Origin of the sequence: Gillisella vitis, from assembly GCF_021559775.1 — a bacterium.
GTDB lineage: Bacteria > Pseudomonadota > Alphaproteobacteria > Rhizobiales > Rhizobiaceae > Allorhizobium > Allorhizobium ampelinum.
Map to the genome: position 1 here is coordinate 534,140 of NZ_CP056048.1, position 18,676 is coordinate 552,815.

General features: G+C 57.7%; 14 protein-coding genes. 6 read left to right on the forward strand and 8 right to left on the reverse strand.

Annotated features, from left to right (window positions below):
- Window positions 1-75 precede the first annotated feature (75 nt).
- A complete protein-coding gene (locus AVCG78_RS19565; protein ID WP_071205996.1) occupies window positions 76-2,358 on the forward strand; it encodes a tetratricopeptide repeat protein in 2,283 nt (760 codons plus the stop codon).
- A gap of 120 nt (window positions 2,359-2,478) precedes the next feature.
- Here AVCG78_RS19565 and AVCG78_RS19570 read toward each other — a convergent pair whose 3' ends face one another.
- Complete coding sequence (locus tag AVCG78_RS19570; RefSeq protein ID WP_071584444.1) at window positions 2,479-4,512, reverse strand: GAF domain-containing protein; 2,034 nt, start codon at window positions 4,510-4,512, stop codon at window positions 2,479-2,481.
- Window positions 4,513-4,881: 369 nt separating this feature from the next.
- Here AVCG78_RS19570 and AVCG78_RS19575 point away from each other — a divergent pair, with 369 nt between their 5' ends.
- Together AVCG78_RS19575 and AVCG78_RS19580 are read left to right on the forward strand one after the other, a co-directional pair.
- A complete protein-coding gene (locus AVCG78_RS19575; protein ID WP_041698508.1) occupies window positions 4,882-5,988 on the forward strand; it encodes a PAS domain-containing protein in 1,107 nt (368 codons plus the stop codon).
- 14 nt (window positions 5,989-6,002) lie between these two features.
- Entirely contained in the window at window positions 6,003-6,416 is a 414-nt protein-coding gene (locus tag AVCG78_RS19580) for a response regulator (RefSeq protein ID WP_041698511.1), read from the forward strand.
- A 93-nt stretch (window positions 6,417-6,509) separates the two neighbouring features.
- Here AVCG78_RS19580 and AVCG78_RS19585 read toward each other — a convergent pair whose 3' ends face one another.
- Both AVCG78_RS19585 and rsgA read right to left on the reverse strand, forming a co-directional pair.
- Window positions 6,510-6,674 (reverse strand): hypothetical protein, encoded by a 165-nt coding sequence (locus tag AVCG78_RS19585; RefSeq protein WP_174082397.1) that lies wholly within the window; start codon window positions 6,672-6,674, stop codon window positions 6,510-6,512.
- 238 nt (window positions 6,675-6,912) lie between these two features.
- Window positions 6,913-7,938: a ribosome small subunit-dependent GTPase A gene (gene rsgA, locus AVCG78_RS19590; RefSeq protein ID WP_234665032.1), complete on the reverse strand. Its 1,026-nt coding sequence runs from the start codon at window positions 7,936-7,938 to the stop codon at window positions 6,913-6,915.
- Between the two features lie 448 nt (window positions 7,939-8,386).
- Here rsgA and AVCG78_RS19595 point away from each other — a divergent pair, with 448 nt between their 5' ends.
- Both AVCG78_RS19595 and AVCG78_RS19600 read left to right on the forward strand, forming a co-directional pair.
- Window positions 8,387-11,329, forward strand: coding sequence for a response regulator (locus AVCG78_RS19595; RefSeq protein ID WP_143049372.1), 2,943 nt, complete (start codon window positions 8,387-8,389; stop codon window positions 11,327-11,329).
- A gap of 86 nt (window positions 11,330-11,415) precedes the next feature.
- Window positions 11,416-12,309, forward strand: a complete 894-nt coding sequence (locus AVCG78_RS19600; protein ID WP_071584443.1) for an NAD-dependent epimerase/dehydratase family protein — start codon at window positions 11,416-11,418, stop codon at window positions 12,307-12,309.
- A gap of 198 nt (window positions 12,310-12,507) precedes the next feature.
- Here AVCG78_RS19600 and AVCG78_RS19605 read toward each other — a convergent pair whose 3' ends face one another.
- The 5 genes from AVCG78_RS19605 to AVCG78_RS19630 all read right to left on the reverse strand — a co-directional run bounded on the left by AVCG78_RS19605 (window position 12,508) and on the right by AVCG78_RS19630 (window position 17,273).
- Window positions 12,508-13,629, reverse strand: coding sequence for an NAD(P)/FAD-dependent oxidoreductase (locus AVCG78_RS19605; RefSeq protein ID WP_071584442.1), 1,122 nt, complete (start codon window positions 13,627-13,629; stop codon window positions 12,508-12,510).
- A gap of 40 nt (window positions 13,630-13,669) precedes the next feature.
- Complete coding sequence (locus tag AVCG78_RS19610; RefSeq protein ID WP_139191518.1) at window positions 13,670-14,674, reverse strand: Gfo/Idh/MocA family protein; 1,005 nt, start codon at window positions 14,672-14,674, stop codon at window positions 13,670-13,672.
- 26 nt (window positions 14,675-14,700) lie between these two features.
- Window positions 14,701-16,224, reverse strand: a complete 1,524-nt coding sequence (locus AVCG78_RS27230; protein ID WP_012653894.1) for an amino acid ABC transporter permease/ATP-binding protein — start codon at window positions 16,222-16,224, stop codon at window positions 14,701-14,703.
- A gap of 78 nt (window positions 16,225-16,302) precedes the next feature.
- Complete coding sequence (locus AVCG78_RS19625) at window positions 16,303-17,130, reverse strand: ABC transporter substrate-binding protein (RefSeq protein ID WP_071206006.1); 828 nt, start codon at window positions 17,128-17,130, stop codon at window positions 16,303-16,305.
- Window positions 17,127-17,273: a hypothetical protein gene (locus AVCG78_RS19630; RefSeq protein ID WP_156582602.1), complete on the reverse strand. Its 147-nt coding sequence runs from the start codon at window positions 17,271-17,273 to the stop codon at window positions 17,127-17,129. Before AVCG78_RS19630 ends, AVCG78_RS19625 begins: the two co-directional genes overlap by 4 nt.
- Before the next feature lie 98 nt (window positions 17,274-17,371).
- On the opposite strand from AVCG78_RS19630, the gene AVCG78_RS19635 reads away from it, so the two are divergent.
- A complete protein-coding gene (locus AVCG78_RS19635) occupies window positions 17,372-18,442 on the forward strand; it encodes a LacI family DNA-binding transcriptional regulator (protein ID WP_071206008.1) in 1,071 nt (356 codons plus the stop codon).
- Window positions 18,443-18,676 lie beyond the last annotated feature (234 nt).

Sequence of the window (18,676 nt, forward strand, 5' to 3'; positions counted from 1 at the left end):
ATTTCTTTACCCTAACAGTTAAAAGTCAGATCTTATTGGCTTTGCATTTCGGCCGATAATGCGGACGGAGTTCTCATGCGTACATCACTCATAGCGCTTATAGCGATTGCGGCCGGAGCCGTGGGTGCCGTGGGCGTTCTTCCGGGCCATGAGGATCTCGCGACGGTTTCGAAAAATTCGCAGGCCTCCGGCCAGGATGTCCGTGAGGGCGAGGAGGCTGGCGAGCAGGTGCCGTCTGGAAAATCCGAGCGTCTGCCAGCACCCCGGGCCATGCCCGTGCAACTGCTGGCAGAGGCGGGCACGCCCGACCAGTCAGCACCCACCCGACCCAGTTCGCCGCTTGTCCCTGTTGCCGGGGAACAGTCTGGCGCACCGGTAAAGCCTACCGAGGGTGGAGGGTCTGGAGAAACCAGCCGCCCATCGGTTGATGCCAGCCGCCCCTCGGTCGATGAAAGTGCGTTGCGTTATTTTGCTGCCCGTGGTGATACGGTTCGGCTGCAGGCTGAGATTTCTCGCCTGCGCATGCTTTATCCCGGCTGGCAGCCGCCGGAAAATCCAATGTCCATCGCAACCGGGGTCGATAGCTTTGTCCAGTCGCTCTGGCAGACCTATGCGGACGGGCGTTATGATGAGGTGCGCAAAGCCATTGCCGGACGCCAGCAGAGTGAACCCGGTTGGATGCCACCGGAGGAATTGCTGGGAAGTCTGAGGCTTGCCGAAACCCGCCAAAGCCTGGTCAAGGCATCCGATGACAAGCGTTATGACAGTGTTATCTCACTGGCGTCAGGGGCGCCGGAACTGCTGACCTGTACGGAGGTCGATGTTTTATGGCGTGTTGCCGAGGCTTTCGCCAGGACGAGCAAGCCGGAACGCGCCCGCGATGTCTATACCTATGTGCTGAAAACCTGCCGGACCCCACAATTGCGGCTGGCATCCATGCAGAAGGCAAGCACTCTGTTGCAGCCCGCTCTGCTCGAAGATTTGTTGAAGCTCGAACAGCCCAGTGCTGACGGGCAACCGGAATTCGACGGCATTCGTGACGATATTGCCCGCCAGATCGTGGCGCGCGCCGGACAGGATGCCGGGATTGCCGTGCAGGGCGTTGAGCTGGAGCGGTTGGAAAAGGCTGCCGAACGCGAAGGAAAAGCCAGCGATGCCCTGCTGCTCGGCTGGTATCATTACCGCCGCAACGACATGGCCACCGCGAAGGAGTGGTTTGACCGCTCCTACGCAAAAGAACCAAATGCCTCGGCGGCTCAAGGATTGGCCCTGACGCAGGTGGCGCTTGGCACACCGGGCGAAGCGGAAAAGACCATGTTTCGCTTTTACGGCACCGATCAGCAGGCGAGGGCTGTCTATCTCTCGGCGGTTGCCGCATTGCTGTCGCAGGACCCGCCAAAGGTCATCGACAATGGCGTGCTGTCCCGCATGGCGCCGGTCGTCATTGCAGCCCGCAATGCGGCGGCAGCCGAGCAGTTCGGCTGGTATGCGCGCGCGCTGCAACAGATGTCGACGGCGGCGGACTGGTTTCGGCTGGTTTTGTCCTGGGATGCCACCTATGAACCTGCGGCCTATGGTCTGGCCCTTTCCCTCGACACGTTGGGCGACAAGACCGGCGTGGCGCAGATCAAGGCCAAATGGGCCGGCCAGTCCGACCGGATCGCCGCAGTCGGCGAAGTCAGGTCTTCCAAAGACAGGCTTGCGGTAAAACAAGCGGTGCGGTCTGCCGACCGATCGGCTGGTGCCGAGATGGGGAGTTCCCCGTCCGGGGCTGTCAGCCAGACACGCTCAAGACCGACCATGGTTGTCTTGCAGCAAGAAACCGGAACCAGGCGCTCTGGCTGCTCATCAACCCTTCCTGCCGGGCAATTGTCGCCGCCAGAGGCCTTGATGCGCGGCTGGTGCCTGATGGATCTCAAGCGTCCGATGGAGGCGGTCGAGGCGTTCGACAGGGCATTCAGCGGCGGCGACCTGCCGCTTCGCCAGGATGCCGCCTATGGCAAGAGTCTGGCGCTGCTGCGGTTGAAGCTGACCGATAAAGCCGCCGCTGCCGCCGCGTCCGTACCGCTTGGCAAGGAACGGGCGCGTGAGCTGCAATTGGCGATCCTGGCTGATCGCGCTGTGGGCGCCTTCCAGCTTGGCCGAGCCCGTGAGGCGCTGATTGCGCTCGACCAGCGCGCGCGCCTGATGCCGGAACCGCAGGATCTGCTTTTGCTGCGGGGCTATGCCTATCAGAAGCTCGGTTATGTCGGCGAGGCGCGCCAGATCTTCCAGACGCTATCAGATGTCGGCAATACATCCGCTCTCAAGGCCTTGGCCGATATCCGCGCCAATGATCCCGGCGAACCGCATGGCTGATAGAATGACTGGATGCTGTCAGCGTCTTGGGGATTGGGATGCCTGAGAATCTGTTCCGCTTCCGCTGAAAAGGCAAACGAAAGCAAGAGCCTCTCGGGTTCAATCTGAACCTGACAAACTCTAGTCTCCGGTTTCCTGGATTGTGGTGAGCGGTGCATGGAACGTTGCCGTCAGGCCGGACGGGCGATAGTCCTTATGGGCATTGCCTGTTCCAGCCAGTCCCATGCGGATCAGGCGTGAGCCGAAGCCTTTGCGGGTCGGTTCGCTCACGGTCGGTCCACCGCTTTCCGTCCATGTCATCGACAGGGTCGGAGTGGCGTCGTTGTCGGCGATCCACCATTTGACGGAAACGCGGCCGCTAGCGTTGGAAAGCGCACCATATTTGAGGGCATTGGTCGCCAGTTCATGCAGCAGCAAAGATAGCGACAGACCGGCCTTCGGGCCAAGCGCCAGATCGGGACCATCCACGTAAATACGGTCGCCGTCGGCATGCAATGCCAGCACCTTCTCGATCACATCGCGCATTTTTGCAGCCGACCAGTTTTGCCGCAGAAGAACGTCATGGGCGGCGCCCAGGGCATGAAGACGGGCCAGGAAGGCGTTGACGGCTTCCTTTTCCGAGACATCCTTTAATGTCTGCCCGGCAATGGCCTGGACCATGGCCAGCGTATTTTTCAGCCGGTGGCTCAGTTCGTGGTTGAGAAGTTCCTGTTCTTCCTCGGCCTGAACCTTGGCAAGGGCTGCATAGGTTCTGTCGGCAATGCCGCGCGTAAAGTCCAGTTCATCCTGGCTCCATGTCCGGGGCTTGTCGTCATGGGCAAAGAGAATACCGACCAGGTTTCCGCCTTTGAGGATCGGCACCTTGATCAGCGACGAAACCCCGATGGAGGCATAGGCATCCTTTTCTGTGGTCGGCCATTTGCTTGAGGCGACGTTGGGGATCGACAATGTCTCTCCCTTGCGCAGGTGCTCAATCGTTTCTGAAAACCTCTCGAGAGAATGGCGCCCCGCCAGTGAGACCGTGCCATGAGATGCCCAGTCGAAGGCGACCGCAAAGCTATTGTCGGTCCGATCCACCACGGCATAGCCTGCGCGGGCAACGCCAAGACCGTCCGACAGGATGGCGGCGGCGCTTTGGGTGATCTCTTCCACAGTGCTGGCGGCGCGAAGTTCGTCTCCCAGCTTTAACAGTGCAGCCTTTTTCGCTTCTTTCAGCTTGGCATCGGTGGTGTCGAAGACCACGCCGACCATGCGGGTGATCTCGCCTGCTTCGTTGTGAACGAAGCGCGCCCGCCGCGAAATCCAGCGCAATTCATCATCGTCGGCGCGGATGATCCGATAATCCACGTCAGGGCTGGCCGAACCTTCTCGCCGTGTGACCGGGTTTGAGCGCAGGCCACGATCGTCCTCATGCACCAGATCCTCTATCGCCGAAGCCGGATAGGACGTCTGCACGGGAATGCCGAAGACCCGGCAGAACTCGCTGGAAACCGTCATGGTATTGGTAGCGATGTCCAATTCGAACGTGCCGACCCGGCCGGCCGCCTGGGCGCTTCGCGAGCGCTCGTCCTGTTGTTCCATGGCCGTGACGCGCGCCAGCCTGCGCTCGCTCAATCGGCGCTGTACCTCCGCCTCACGCGCTTTTTCCTTCAGCGCCTTGCGTAATTCCAGCTGCACCATCACCTGTCGGGCAAGAACCTTCAACGTGTCCTGTTGAAGCTCATCCAGTTGCTTGGGTTCGAAACCCAGCACGCAGACGGTGCCGATGGGTAAATTATCAGCGGTTTTCAGGACGGCTCCGGCATAAAAGCGCAGATGGGGTTCGCCGGTGACCAGCGGATTGCGATTGAACCGGCTGTCTTGACTTGCATCCGGTATCATCAGGAAATCGTCTTCCAGAATAGCCTTGGCGCAGAAGGAACTGTCGAACGGTGTCTCGCGCACGCCAAGACCGACTTCCGCCTTGAAGAATTGCCTGCTGTCATCGATCAGATTGACGACGGCGATCGGCGTCGCGCAGATCCGCGAGGCGAGGGCGGCAATATCGTCAAAATCCTTCTCGCGCGGCGTGTCAAGCACGTCATAGGCCCTGAGTGCCTCAAGGCGCCGTCTCTCCCGCTGCTCGGCCTGGTCGTCGTTTAATGATTGGCGCATGAATCTTGTTCTGTCGTGCCGGTTCAAACTCTGGACCGGGCGGGATTTGCCGAGAGGGTTGCATTTTTTAAAGTGAAGATGCGCTCGCACCTTCGTTACCGAGAAATTCCTGTCCATTCCATCCGGGGGGACAAAGCAGGATGTGAATATGCGGAGAGGGTAAACTTTCCATGACGTTTGCCCGCTGGGCTGGAGATTCACTGGTTTATAAGGGCATTATCTGGGCATTTTTTATAGAATTTGCAAGATTGGAAATGCAGGTCCTTTTGCGGTGCTTGCTGCGATGTCAGAACATCAATTTTATTTTTAACAGATGGAACATATAGGATTTCTTCTCGTTTCGAGTTCCTAACGACAACAGGAAGTTTTATGACCGACAGCTCAGCTAGACGCGGTGCCGAGGCCGCCGGGCGCAGACTTCTGGCAGAGCATGCATCGGAAGATCCATTTGCCGCCGCCTTCAAGGCGACCCGCATGCCGATGATCATTACCGATCCCAGGCAGGCCGACAATCCGATCATCTTTGCCAATAATGCCTTTTGCGAGCTGACGGGCTATGCTTCCGACGATCTGATCGGCAAAAATTGCCGCTTCCTGCAAGGCCCTGACAGCGACCCGAAAGCTGTGTTGCAGATCCGCAAGGCGATAGAGGCCGAGCGGGACGTATCGGTCAATATTCTGAACTACCGTAAGGACGGCACGACGTTCTGGAATGCATTGTTCATCAGCCCAGTACGCGATATCCAGGGCGAAGTGATTTATTTCTTTGCCTCGCAACTCGATTTTACCGATGTGAAAAGCAAGGAAGTGCAGCTGGCCTCGGCAAAATCGCAGGCGGAAGCAGCGGTCGCCCAGCGTACGCAGGATCTTGTCGATGCTCTGGAGGCAAAAACCACGCTCGTCCATGAGGTCGATCACCGCGTCAAGAACAATCTCCTGACGATTGCCTCCATCGTCAAGTTGCAGGCGCGGATGACCAGGGACGATACGGTGCGCCATACCTTGCGCTCTGTGCTTAATCGCGTCGAAGCGCTGAGCACGGTACAGCGAAAGCTGTTTACCTCGAGCGATGTCGGGCGCTTCGATGTGGCGGATTTTGCCCGCGAACTGGTGATTGACATTGTCAACGCGCTGAAACGGGGCGATATCAATATCACCATGGATCTTTCCCCGGTCTTCGTTCCTGCCGTGAAAGCGTCGCCTCTGGCGCTGATCGTCAATGAGCTGATCGGCGATGCGGTGCGTCGTGGCCTGAGCGATGGCGGCGGCGAAATCCACCTGACCGTCAACCGGCCAAACGGTCATTTCGTGATTGAAGTTCGCGATACCGCTGATCCGGTGCCGGTCAATAGCGAGGATGACGACTTCGGGCGCCTGATGCTGGAAACCTGCATTCGGCAGGTTGATGCCAAACTTGAACGCAAGACTGAGGGCCGCCAGACCATCGTGCGGGTCACCCTGATGGTTGATAGCTGATCTGGAGCATAAAATTGGACATCATGATCGTCGAAGACGAGACGCTGCTTGCGCTTGAACTTGAAGCGGAAGTGGAGGCAGCTGGCCACACTGTCGTCGGACAGGCGATGAGCCGTGCTGAGGCTATTGAAATCATCGACCGGGAAAAACCGGACTTCGCCTTTGTCGACGTTCATCTTCTCGACGGACCAACCGGGATCGAGGTTGGGCGGCATCTGACTGAGCGGGGTATTCCCTATGTTTTCGTCACGGGCAATCTTCGGCGGATACCGCCGGACTTCGTCGGTGCGGTGGGTGCCATTGAAAAGCCCTATACCATGAATGGCTTGCAGAACGCCTTGGATTATATCGGCAAGCGGCTGCGGGGCGAGGCTAACGTGCAGGCCCCGCCAAGCCTGGTGGTGGCGCCGGAGACCCAGCACGGTTGAGGGCATCGACCTCAAATCCGCGTCGCGGGCTTGAGGTCGTCAGGCCAAATGCCAATGTCATAATGCCAGCGTCGCGGTGACGCCTGGCTGGTATCAGACGCTGACGCGACGGCCTTCCTTATCGGCATTCTTGCGGTCGGCGCCGTGTTTTTCGATAATGGTGCGGGCATCCTCGACCGATATCCGGTGCTTCTTGGCAAAGGAAACAGGCTCGTAAGGCTGTTGCGCGGTCGTTTCGTTGGTTTTCTTCTCAGCCATGATGGGTGTCCGATCTTGCTTGCTCCGGCGCAGCGCCAGAGTGTGGGTTGAAATCTGTGACATTCTGAAGAGGGAGAATGTGGGCGTCTGGACCGAGAGACCGGCAGTGTGGCGGTCATGGTCGGTATTTTACCCCGATGGGCTGTATATGGCGATGAATGTCGCGAACTTCAATGTTGAGATGCGTCTAAGCGGGCCAATAGAGCATTTTTGCATGTCCCGGTACCGCGGAAATGGCTTATTTTCCTTTGCGCGGGATTTTATTGCCACGTGGCCCGGTTGTCACCGGCGTCCTCTTGCGGCTTTCCGTCAGCAGGATACGCCAGCGCTCCAGGCGTTCAGGTGCCAGTTCGCCCTTGGCAATGGCCGCCTGCACGGCGCAGCCGGGCTCATGGGCATGGGTGCAGTCGCGAAAACGGCATTGCGGCGCAAGTTCGGTAATTTCGCTGAACAAGGTATCGAGCCCATCCGTCACGTCGCTGACATAGAGCGTGCGAATTCCCGGCGTGTCGATGACCCAGCCGCCACCGCTGATGGCATGCAGAGATCGCGCCGTCGTGGTATGACGTCCCTTGGCATCGTGCTCGCGGATACCGCCAGTTTTCTGGGGCAGGCCCGTTTCCGAACCGGCTCCCTTCTCCAAACCCGCCAAAGTGTTGACCAGCGTCGATTTTCCAACCCCCGACGAGCCGACAAGGGCGACTGTCTCGCCGATGCCGCACCAGGGCGCAAGCGCTGCTGCGGCATCCGGGGCGCGAGCATTGACCGTGACCACGGGCAGGTCGCGTTGCAGGCCTGCTGCCTCATCAACGAACCTTTGAGCATCGTCAACCGTATCGGCCTTGGTCAAAACCAGCACCGGATTGGCGCCGGACTGGTTGGCCATGACCAGATAGCGCTCCAGCCGGGCCGGATTGAAATCGGCATTGCAGGACGTGACGATAAACAGCGTATCGACATTGGCAGCGGCAAGCTGTTGGCCGTTGCGGCCTTCCGTGCGCCGCTGCAAGACGGTCTTGCGCTCCAGCCGGCGGACAAATTCCCCGGTTACCGGATTGGCAAGCACCCAGTCTCCCACCGCGAAATCGGCGGTATTGCTGTGGTGAGGCAGTCCGAGATCACCGTGTCCGCCAGCATGGATCGCTTCAACCCGGGCGCGGTGAACGGAGGCGATACGCCAGGGCGTCAGTGCCGATTCATCCGGGCCGATCTGGTCTGCAAAAAACTCCGACCAGCCGAGCGTTGCAAGCAAGGGGGCGGTCAAAATGCGATACCGCAGCGGGCTGGAGCGATCATCTTGCTTGCTTTCTATCAACGAGTGCCGGGCTATCAACGTTGTCTGACGACTACATAAGGCGATGTCGGACGCGGGGGAAGAGCAAAAAAATGCCTGAAAATTCTAAGGCAAAAATTCCCTGAAACCGAAGTGAATTTTGCGGTAAAATACCACGGCTGACAGCGAAATTTCCTCCTCCCTTACGACAGGTGAGAAAAGCCTGAACAGGCGGGACGACATTGATTGACAGAGGTAGTTTAGCATGTCACGAAATCCTATGATCAGTCGCCCCCTGCGTAACGTTTCGCTCACCCCCGAACTCGAGGGTTTCATTCATGCCAGCCTTGCGTCCGGCGACTATGCCAGCGCAAACGACATGGTGTGCGCAGCCCTTGACGGGCTGCGCAACGCGGGTTTGCCCATAGGCGGGCAAGATATGGGCATGCAAGACGTGGAATGGCCAAAAGGTGGCGGCAATTGCGGCGATCTGATCCGGGGGCGGGATTGGCGCAATTCCAGCCTCGGGGCGGTTTGTCAATGGTCGGGAGAATTGCGGGGGACGGTCGCCAATGTGGTCAATTCACCGGTTGCGACTGTATTGATGTGGGGAAAAGACCACATCATGATTTATAACGATGCCTATAGTGTCATTGCTGCGGATCGCCACCCGATAGCGCTCGGCATGCCTGTTGCCACCGCCTTCCCGGAAGTCTGGGATTGGAACCGTGGTATTCTGGAAGCCGGTTTCAGGGGCGAAACGGTGGTGTATCGGGATCAGCCGATTGTGCTGAATCGCCGGTCGGGACCGGAAAGACTGTTTCTCGATCTTTTCTATACTCCGGTGTACGATGCCGACGCCAAGGTCGGTGGCGTGATGTGTACGATTGTCGATAACAGCGCGCGTCTGTCGGTAGAGAGGCGGCTGGCTGAGCGCGAGGCGGAGTTGAGGCGGGTTACGGATGCCGTGCCCATGTTGATTTCCTATGTCGACCGGGATCACATCTATCGTTTCGTCAATGCCACCTATCAAGACTGGTTCGGTATTGCGCCTGAACGGGTGGTTGGGCGTCATGTGCGCGAACTGCTTGGCGATTTGTCATATACCAACCGCCGCTCTTCCATTGAGCGTGGCCTTGCGGGTGAAAGCTTTACCTCGGAAGCGACAATTATTCGCAACGGCGCGGAGCATCGGCTGGAAATACGCTATATCCCGCATGTCGAGGCGGATGGTTCGATCCCTGGGGTTCATATCCTATGTATCGATATGCAGGAGCATGCGAGGCGCGAAGCGGCCCTGATCATCAGCAATCGCCGGTTCCGCACCGCCATGGATGCGGTTCACGGGGTGTTGTGGACCAATGGCCGCGATGGCCGGATGGAGGGAGAACAGGCCGGCTGGTCGGCGCTGACAGGCCAGTCCATGGCCGAATACCAGGGTTATGGCTGGTCCGATGCCGTTCATCCGGACGATGTTACCGCCACCATTGGCGCCTGGCGGGCGGCGGTCGACAGTAAAACCATGTTTATCCATGAGCACCGTGTCCGGCGGGCCGATGGTGTCTGGCGCCAGTTTGCCATCCGGGCGCTGCCGCTTCTGGACAATGCGGGTGAAATCATCGAATGGGTCGGCGTTCACACCGATATCACCCACCAGCGGGCCGCTGAAGCGACCTTGCGTCAGCAGGCCGAGACCCTGGCGCGGCAGGTGCGCTACCGCGAACTGGCGGAAGAGCAGTTGCGCCATCTGAATGAGACGCTGGAAGCCCGCGTCGTCGCGGAAATTGGCGAACGGCGCCAGGCCGAAGCCAAGCTGGCGCAGGCGCAGAAAATGGAAACGGTCGGCAAACTGACCGGCGGTGTCGCCCATGATTTCAACAACCTGTTGCAGGTGATTTCCGGCAATCTTCAGCTGTTGTCGAAAGATGTGGCGGGCAATGAACGCGCCGAAACCCGAGTTTCCAATGCCATGGCTGGTGTGTCGCGCGGCTCAAAGCTTGCCAGCCAATTGCTGGCCTTTGGCCGGCGCCAGGCGCTGGAGCCGAAGGTCGTCAATATCAGCCGCTTCATCCAGGCGATGGATGACATGCTGCGACGTGCCGTTGGTGAGGCAATCAAGCTGGAAACGGTGTTTCCAGGGGAGTTGTGGAATACCTTCATCGATCCGGCACAGATCGAAAACGCGCTTCTCAATCTTGCCATCAATGCCCGCGATGCCATGGATGGGGTCGGAATGCTGACCATCGAGCTTGCCAATGTGCATCTGGATGACGCTTACGCCATGACCCATGACGAGGTCTCGGCCGGTCAATATGTCATGCTGGCCGTCAGCGATACCGGGTCAGGGATCGCGCCTGAGATCATCGACAAGGTGTTTGAACCGTTTTTCTCCACCAAGGCAGAAGGCAAGGGCTCAGGCCTTGGCCTGTCGATGGTCTATGGCTTTGTCAAACAGTCCGGCGGCCATGTGAAAATCTATTCGGAGATTGGCCAGGGAACGACGATCCGGCTTTATCTACCGCGCGCCATGCAGGCTGAGGACGTAGAAATCGCCGTCGATACCGGGCCGATCACCGGCGGCAGCGAGACGGTGTTGGTGGTGGAGGACGATGAGGCTGTTCGAGAAACGGTCGTGGCGCTCTTGGCGGATCTCGGCTACCGGGTATTGAAGGCTGTCGATGCAACCAGCGCCTTGAGTGTGATCGAAAGCGGCATCCCCATCGACATCCTGTTTACCGATGTCATTATGCCGGGTACCCTAAAAAGCCCGGAACTGGCCCGCAAGGCTCGCGAACGCCTTCCCAATATCGCCGTGCTGTTCACATCCGGCTATACCGAGAATTCCATAGTGCATGGCGGCAAGCTGGATGCGGGTGTCGAGCTATTGTCCAAGCCCTATACAAAAGAGGCATTGGCACGGAAATTCCGGCATGTTCTGACCAATCAACGTCAACGGCTGACGGGCAGGGTCGCCGATCCGAAACCGGCTGTGGCCGTCGCCGAACCTGACATAACCGGGCCGCTGACGGTTCTTCTGGTCGAGGATGACGCGCTGATTCGGATGGATACGGCGGAAATTCTTCAGGATGCCGGTTTTGTGGTGATCGATGTCAGCAGCGCAGAGCAGGCGATGGCCGCGCTTGAAACCCTGGCGATTGACGTGCTGGTGACGGATGTCAACCTTCCGGGCATGTCGGGGCGGGATCTTGCCGCAAGAACAAGGCAGATCCGGCCAGCTGCAGGCATTGTCTTTGCCACGGGTGATGCGTCTTGCGTGCGCGATGAAGCGGATGCTCGTGTGCTCACCAAGCCCTATGGGGCCGAACAACTGGTCTCCACGGTTCGTCTGGCCTGCATTGCCGCACCCGCGACGAGCGCATAAACGTGGGCTCCAAAAACGCCGGGAGGTCGCGGTGTGGACACATCTGTGTGGGACACATCCGCCTCGGAAAATAAGGGAGAGAGATTATGAACAAGCGTATCGTCTTTACGGGCGGCACCGGCAAGGCTGGACGCCATGCCGTTGCGCATCTGCAAGCCAAGGGATATTCGATCCTCAACCTTGATCTGAAGCCGCTTGACTGCCCTGGCGTCAATACGCTGATCACCGATATCACCGATAGCGGCCAGGTGTTCAACGCGCTGACGACGCATTTCGGTTTTGACGGGTACGATCACGGCGCCCCGCCATCTGCGCCCGATGCCGTCGTGCATTTCGCCGCCATTCCTCGGGTGATGATCGAGCCTGATAATTGCACCTTTTCGGCGAATGTCGTCGGAACCTATAATGTCATCGAGGCAGCAATGAAGCTTGGGGTGCGCAAGGTGATTATTGCGTCGAGCGAAACCACCTATGGCGTCTGTTTTGCCGAAGGTGACAAGGATTACCATGGTTTTCCGCTTGAAGAAGATTATGACAGTGACCCGATGGATAGCTACGGCCTGTCCAAGGTGGTCAATGAAAAGACCGCACGGGCTTTTGCCATGCGCTACAAGGCCGATATCTATGCGCTGCGGATTGGCAATGTGATCGAGCCGCATGACTATGCCAATTTCCCTGGCTATCTCGACAACCCCATGTCGCGCAAGCGCAATGCCTGGAGCTATATCGACGCCCGCGACCTCGGCGAAATCGTCCATTTGTGCATCGAAAAGGACGGCCTCGGTTTTCAGGTGTTCAATGCCGTCAACGACACGATCACCGCCGATCTGCCGACCCGTGAATTTCTCGCCAAATATTGCCCCGACACGCCGGTTCTACGGGAGATGGGTGAGAATGAGGCACCGATTTCCAACCGAAAGGCCCGCGAGGTGCTTGGCTTCAAGGAAGAGCATCCCTGGCGCAAATATGTGACGCGCTGACAGTCTATCCAATAATCGCCGCTGACCGTCTGCAAATGGCGATTTCTGCGCTTCCGGTACTCACGTACGTTAAGTACGCTCCGTTCCGGTTCTCGAAATCACCATTTTCGCCAGGCCAACAGCAATTCTTGAACAGACTGTAAGACAATCAGCCAAAGACATCCGCCGCCGGTTTGGACCGGCGGCGTGACGTTCGCGTCAGGCGAAGCGCTCAGGCCGGAACGTGGCCAACATCGGATGGCGTTCGCCACTGGCGATTTCATAGGCGAGAAGTTCGCCGACAATCAGGCCCAGTGTTGCGCCGCTATGGCTGAAGGCAACGAAGTAGCCTGGAATGGCCGCCAATTCGCCCAGAACCGGTTCACCGTCGCCGGGAATGGGTTTGCGGCCGACGCCATAGCTGGCTAGTTCGAGCTTCGGATTGCCTTCCAGTACCTTGGAGGCTTCCGTCAACAGGCCATCCAGCGTTTCCTGCTTCACCTGATAGCTGCCATCCGCCAAAGTACCGACTTCTTCCTCGGACCATGCCGAATCCAATGCAAAACTGTTGTTGGGGCCGGGGCGAATAGCGATGCGGGGTGTGTTCAGCACGGCTGTCAAGGGAAGGTCGAGAGGCTTTGTTGTGACCAACAGCGAAATCGGGGTGCCGTCGTCAATTTTCTGGCCTGCATCAGCGGCCATTTTTGGAACGGACGGTCCCGTTGCCACTAGGACCGCATCGGCAGGATAGGTCGCACCGTTTGCTGCGCGAGCACCAACGGCGCGACCGTTTTCAATTATCACGCTGGCCGCCCCGGCATCTGTCACCAGCGTGCCGCCGCGCTCCTTAAATTCATCGACGAGAATTTTGATCAGGGCGGGCAAATCCACCCAACCCTCGGCCGCGTTGAAAATAGCGCCCTGTGGTGTGACCACGTCCGCATCGACGCCAGGCGTCACAGCCTTGACCTCGTCTGCGGCCAGATGAACGGCATCATAGGCGAGCTTGACCTCATGGTCATAGGCTGCATCAATCTCATTGCTGGCGTCGTCGGCATCCCAGGTCAGTCCGCCTTTGAAGGACAGCCAATCGACACCCGGAAACCGTTCAGCCAATGTGCGGTAACGATCAATACCCGCCATCCGCAGGCGATGATAAGCATCAGAGCGCATCCGCGAGGAATTGAGCCAGGACAGGGAGCGCCCGGACGCGCCATTTCCAACCGGTCCGTCATTGATCAGGGTGACATTGACGCCCTTGCGGACAAGTTGAACCGCCGTGGACGTTCCAAAAATGCCGCCGCCGATAATGACAGCGCTTGATATCTTGTTTTTCGACATGGTTTTCTCTCAGTCTTCAATCATGATGATGTAAATTGGTTCACGGCTGTTCCCAGCCATTGCTCTTGGCAGAGCGGAAAAACGCATCGATGACCTTCATATTGGCCACGGCATCGCCTAGCCCGGATAACAAAGGCTCACCCGCCAGCACCGCGCGGGCAAAAGCATCGCATTGCAGGCCATATTGATTGGCAGCGCTGATCTCGATCACTTCACAGCCGCCACCGGTCAGGTCACGGCCATCATCGATGGTGATGGTGGTGGGCGCATCGGTTGGGGCATTGAAGGGAATGGCAATTTCGATGCGGCCTTTGGTGCCGAGCACCGTGACCTTCTGGCAAAGGGATAATTGGGTGGCGCAGGTAAACGTGAGGTGGCGATTGGCGGAGAATTCCGCCAGACCGCTCATCATCCTGTCCGTCTGGAATGTCTCATCCTGATCAAACAGGCCAATCACACGCTCTGGCTCACCATCAAACACAAAGCGGGCGGTATTGATGGCGTAACAGCCGACATCATAAAGCCCGCCGCCGCCAATATCTTTCTGGTTGCGCACATTGGCGGGATCATCAAGGTAATAGGAGAAGATCGTCTGAATGCTCCGCACCTCGCCAATACGCCCGGCTTTCACCAAATCCCGCACCTTCAGCCATTGCGGATGGTGGCGCACCATGAAGGCCTCTGCGACCAGCACACCAGAGGAGCTGGCAGCATCAGCAATCTGCATCGCTTCCTCTGCCGTCAACGCAATTGGCTTTTCACACAGCACTGGCTTGCCGTGGCGGATAGCTTCCAGCGTCATCGGCATATGCAGGTGATTGGGCAGCGGATTATAGATGGCATCGATATCGGGATCGCGGAGCAATTCCTCATAGCTGCCATAGGCTTTGGCAATGCCAAGGTCAGCCGCCACACTCTGCGCTTTTGCCAGTGAGCGCGACGCAATTGCCGCAACAATGCCCGTTTCGCCCGCCTGAATGGCCGGAATAACGGCCTTGATGGCAATATTGGCGGCTCCCAGCACGCCCCATCTGAGCTTTTTCATAATTGTCTATGCCTTCTATTTATCACTTACAAAACCTCCGCCAGAAAGTGCTTCAACCGCGCACTCTGGGGGTGGTCAAAAATGGCCTCGGGCGAGCCTGCTTCCACCACCTTGCCCTCATCCATGAAAATCACCTGATCAGCGACGCGGCGGGCAAAGCCCATTTCGTGGGTCACAACCACCATGGTCATGCCCCGTTCGCCCAGATCGGCCATCAGGTTCAGCACGCCCTTCACCAGTTCGGGATCAAGCGCCGACGTGACTTCATCAAACAGGATGACTTCCGGCTCCATCGCCAGCGCACGGGCAATCGCCACCCGCTGCTGTTGACCGCCAGAGAGGCCGCCGGGGCGGTGATGTTTGCGGCTTTCCAGCCCGACATCGCGCAATCTCGCCAGCGCGATCCGTTCGGCTTCCTGCCGCGACATGCCTTTGATCTTGGTCAGCGACAGCATGACATTGTCGAGCGCCGAGTGATCGGGAAACAGGTTGAAATGCTGGAACACCATGCCGACCTTGCGGCGCAGTTTTTCGGGCTTCATCGCCAGAATGCTGCTACCGTCAAGCAGGACATCGCCGCTCTTTGGTTCCACCAAGCGGTTGAGGCAGCGCAAAAGCGTCGATTTTCCAGAACCAGACGGGCCAATGATGCAGGTGACCGTGCCGGGTTTGACGGTGAGATCAACACCTTTGAGCACATCCAGCGTGCCATAGGCCATGGTCAGCCCGCGCACATCCAGACTGCCGCCGGTAAAGGTGATCTCTTTGGCCGGTGCTTTTGCACCATCGACGGCCTTTGCAAGCTCGCTCACTTCGGCAAGACCGCTTATGGCCTCGCTGGCAGGTTTTTTACCCAGCCGCAACCGTGTATCGATGGTGTTGACCAGATGGGTCAGCGGCACGGTAATGACCAGATAGAACATGCCCGCCAGCAACAGGGGCGAGAGATTTCCGGTCACAACGGCCTGATCTTGTCCAACCCGGAAAATCTCACGCTCCGACGCCAAAAGACCGAGAAAATAAACGAGACTGGAATCTTTCACATTGCCGATGAACTGATTGACCAGTGCTGGCAACACCCGGCGTACGCCCTGCGGCACAATGATCAGACGCATGCCTTGGCCATAGCTCATGCTCAACGCCCGGCAGGCTTCAAGCTGGCCCCGATCGACACTTTGAATGCCGGAACGAAAAATTTCGCCAATATAGGCCCCGGCAATCAGGCTCAACGCCAAAATACCAAGTGGGTAAGGTGATGGTCCCCAGATCTCACGGGCAATGCGGGCAAAACCCTGACCGATCAACAAAATCGTCACAATCGCAGGCAGGCCGCGAAAGATGTCGGTATAAAGCCGTGCTGGAATGCGCAGCCAAGGCGAGCGCGAAATGCCCATGATGGCCAGGATCATGCCAATCACCACGCCAATCACGGTGGAGGCGAAGGCGAGGATAAGCGTATTTTTCAAGCCGACCGTAATCATGGCAGGCAAGACTTCGGCCATCGCGTCCCAGTCGAGAAAACTGCGACGCAGTGTTTCAAGCCATTCCATTCAAAAGTCCTTCCCGGTTATGGTCAATTGCCCAGTGGAGACCCGGTTGGTGTTCGCAACCAACCGGGCGGAGTCACATCAGGGCTTGGGAAGATAGTCGGCAGGCATTGGCGAGCCGGGAAACCATTTTTCGTAGAGTTTCTTCCATGTGCCATCCTGCATCGCGGCGTGCAGGCCCTTGTTGAAGGCCTCGCGCAGCCCGTCATTGCCCTTGCGGATCACGAAACCGGCAGGCGCATCAAAGCTTGGAATGTTGACGGCGATTTTAAGCGCCTTGAAACGATCCGTGTAGTCCTTGGCGGCCTCATAATCGAGGAAGTGGGCATCGACCGTGCCATTGTTCAGGGCCGAGACGGCGGAGTTGTTGTCGGGAAATTTGACGAGATCGGTGTCCTTGAAATTCTTGGTCGCATAGATTTCCTGCAACGTGCCTTGCACCACGCCCAGGCGCTTGCCCTTCAGGCCCGCGGCATCGGTAATCTTCGCATCCGGGGTCAGCACCGAGAGATATCCGGCCAGATAGCCATCAGAGAAATCAACGGTCTTCTTGCGTGCTTCGGTCGTGCCTATGGCCGCGACGGCCACGTCGAACCGGCCATTGGCAACAGACGGCATCAGGGCCGAAAATTCCTGACCGGTAAAGACAACCTGATCTTTCTTGAAGCCCATGCGCTCGGCAACATTGAGAAAGAGTTCAATGTCGAAGCCGGTGAACTGGCCATCAGAGGTGATGAATGTATAGGGTTTGGAATCGCCCATGGTGCCGACACTGATGACCTTCGGGTCAATCAGTCCGTAAGGATTGTCGGCTGCAACGGCCTGCTGCGCCATCAATCCGGCACAGGCAAGGACCGCCGCGATAACTGCGCCACGCGCCTTCTGTGAAATTGCTCTCGTTATGCTCATTGTCGTTGTTCTCCGCTCTGGTGATTGTTCTTCTTCGCCGCGCTGTCCTTGTGCTGGCGCGCACGGTTTCCCATCCGGATGAATGGCGGCAACCACCCATCCGGCAAATGCTTGTCGCATGCCGTTTTCTTGTTATTGAACATGAGACCGGTCTCTATCTTAAAGAGACCGGTCTCTTTTGGTTTGACAATTGTTATATTCGCATTGACCGTCCGTCAATATCCCTTATAGAGCTAATATCATGGAACAGCCGCCGATCAGGAAATCATCCGTCACCGTTGCCGATGTGGCCAGAGCCGCAGGCGTTTCCAAGGCCACTGCCGCGCGCGTTTTGGGCGGCTATGGCACCGTCAGCGACAAGGTGCGGACGCTGGTTCTGGAGGCTGCGGCCACATTGGACTACCGGCCCAATGAGCTGGCCCGTAGCATGACAACGGGTCGCTCCGGCACCATTGGTGTTGTGGTTGGGGATATTGAGAACCCGTTTTTCAGCTCCGCCGTGCGCGGCATTGCCGATGTGGCACGCATGGCAGGTTATACTGTCATCCTCACCAATTCCGGCGAAGATGTTGCGGCGGAAAAGGCTGCTGTCAGGGCTTTGCTGGCAAAGCGGGTCGATGGTTTGATTATCTCGGCTGCAAGCACGCTGGATTTCGAACACCTGCAAGAAATCCGGCAATCGGGTTGTCCGCTGGTGCTGCTTGACCGCGCCCTTCCTGTCCTGGATGTCGACACGGTGACAACGGATGACCGTGAGGCGGCCCAACAGGCAACGGAAATCCTCATTCGCAATGGCCATCGTGATATCGCCTATATCACCGCCTGCGATACACCGGACCATCGGATGAAGAGTCTCGACGATCTTCATACGGCATCGGTCCGGCATCGTGTTGAAGGTTTTATTGCTGTTTGCACTGCCGCAGGACTGCCTGCGCCCCTGCAGGCCGTGCGTCTCGGGGCGAATGGCCGGGAAAAATGTGAGGCGCTGGCGCTTGATCTGCTGCAATCGGCGCACCGGCCAAGTGCCATCATCGCATCGGATAGTCTTATCGCTCTTGAGGTCTTCAAGGTCGCCCGGCATCTCGGTCTGACGATCCCGCAGGATCTTTCGCTGATCGCCTTTCATGATGCCGACTGGACTGCTGTGACCTCTCCGCCGATCACCGTTATCCGCCAGCCGGTCTATCATATGGGAAAAACCGTAGCAGCACATTTGATGGAAAGAATAAAAGGCGCAAACCACCCAGCTCGGCATGTCATTCTGACGACCGAGCTTATCGAGCGCAGCTCCGTTGCATCAAGGCTGCCTTGATTGTTTGATTTATATATTTGTAATTCTATGTTTTATCGCATTTTTCTGCAAAATTAAAAAAAGAAATCCATTTTATTTCAGGTTTTTATTGGCTTCGAAAATTTCAAAATTCATGTATTTCCCGACCAGCGTGTGAAAATAATGGAGTACACTATTTCGATAACAGCGATGTCTCAATTTTATACATAAATCATTAAGTATAGACGCAACTGCGCAGGAACCAGATCGGTCATG

Coding starts and splice junctions, on each gene's coding strand:
- AVCG78_RS19570 (WP_071584444.1), bottom strand. CDS start 4,512: ATGCGCCAATCATTAAACGACGACCAGGCCGAGCAGCGGGAGAGACGG.
- AVCG78_RS19600 (WP_071584443.1), top strand. CDS start 11,416: ATGAACAAGCGTATCGTCTTTACGGGCGGCACCGGCAAGGCTGGACGC.
- AVCG78_RS19605 (WP_071584442.1), bottom strand. CDS start 13,629: ATGTCGAAAAACAAGATATCAAGCGCTGTCATTATCGGCGGCGGCATT.
- AVCG78_RS19585 (WP_174082397.1), bottom strand. CDS start 6,674: ATGGCTGAGAAGAAAACCAACGAAACGACCGCGCAACAGCCTTACGAG.
- AVCG78_RS19565 (WP_071205996.1), top strand. CDS start 76: ATGCGTACATCACTCATAGCGCTTATAGCGATTGCGGCCGGAGCCGTG.
- AVCG78_RS19575 (WP_041698508.1), top strand. CDS start 4,882: ATGACCGACAGCTCAGCTAGACGCGGTGCCGAGGCCGCCGGGCGCAGA.
- AVCG78_RS19595 (WP_143049372.1), top strand. CDS start 8,387: ATGGGCATGCAAGACGTGGAATGGCCAAAAGGTGGCGGCAATTGCGGC.
- AVCG78_RS19630 (WP_156582602.1), bottom strand. CDS start 17,273: ATGTTCAATAACAAGAAAACGGCATGCGACAAGCATTTGCCGGATGGG.
- AVCG78_RS27230 (WP_012653894.1), bottom strand. CDS start 16,224: ATGGAATGGCTTGAAACACTGCGTCGCAGTTTTCTCGACTGGGACGCG.
- AVCG78_RS19610 (WP_139191518.1), bottom strand. CDS start 14,674: ATGAAAAAGCTCAGATGGGGCGTGCTGGGAGCCGCCAATATTGCCATC.
- AVCG78_RS19625 (WP_071206006.1), bottom strand. CDS start 17,130: ATGAGCATAACGAGAGCAATTTCACAGAAGGCGCGTGGCGCAGTTATC.
- AVCG78_RS19635 (WP_071206008.1), top strand. CDS start 17,372: ATGGAACAGCCGCCGATCAGGAAATCATCCGTCACCGTTGCCGATGTG.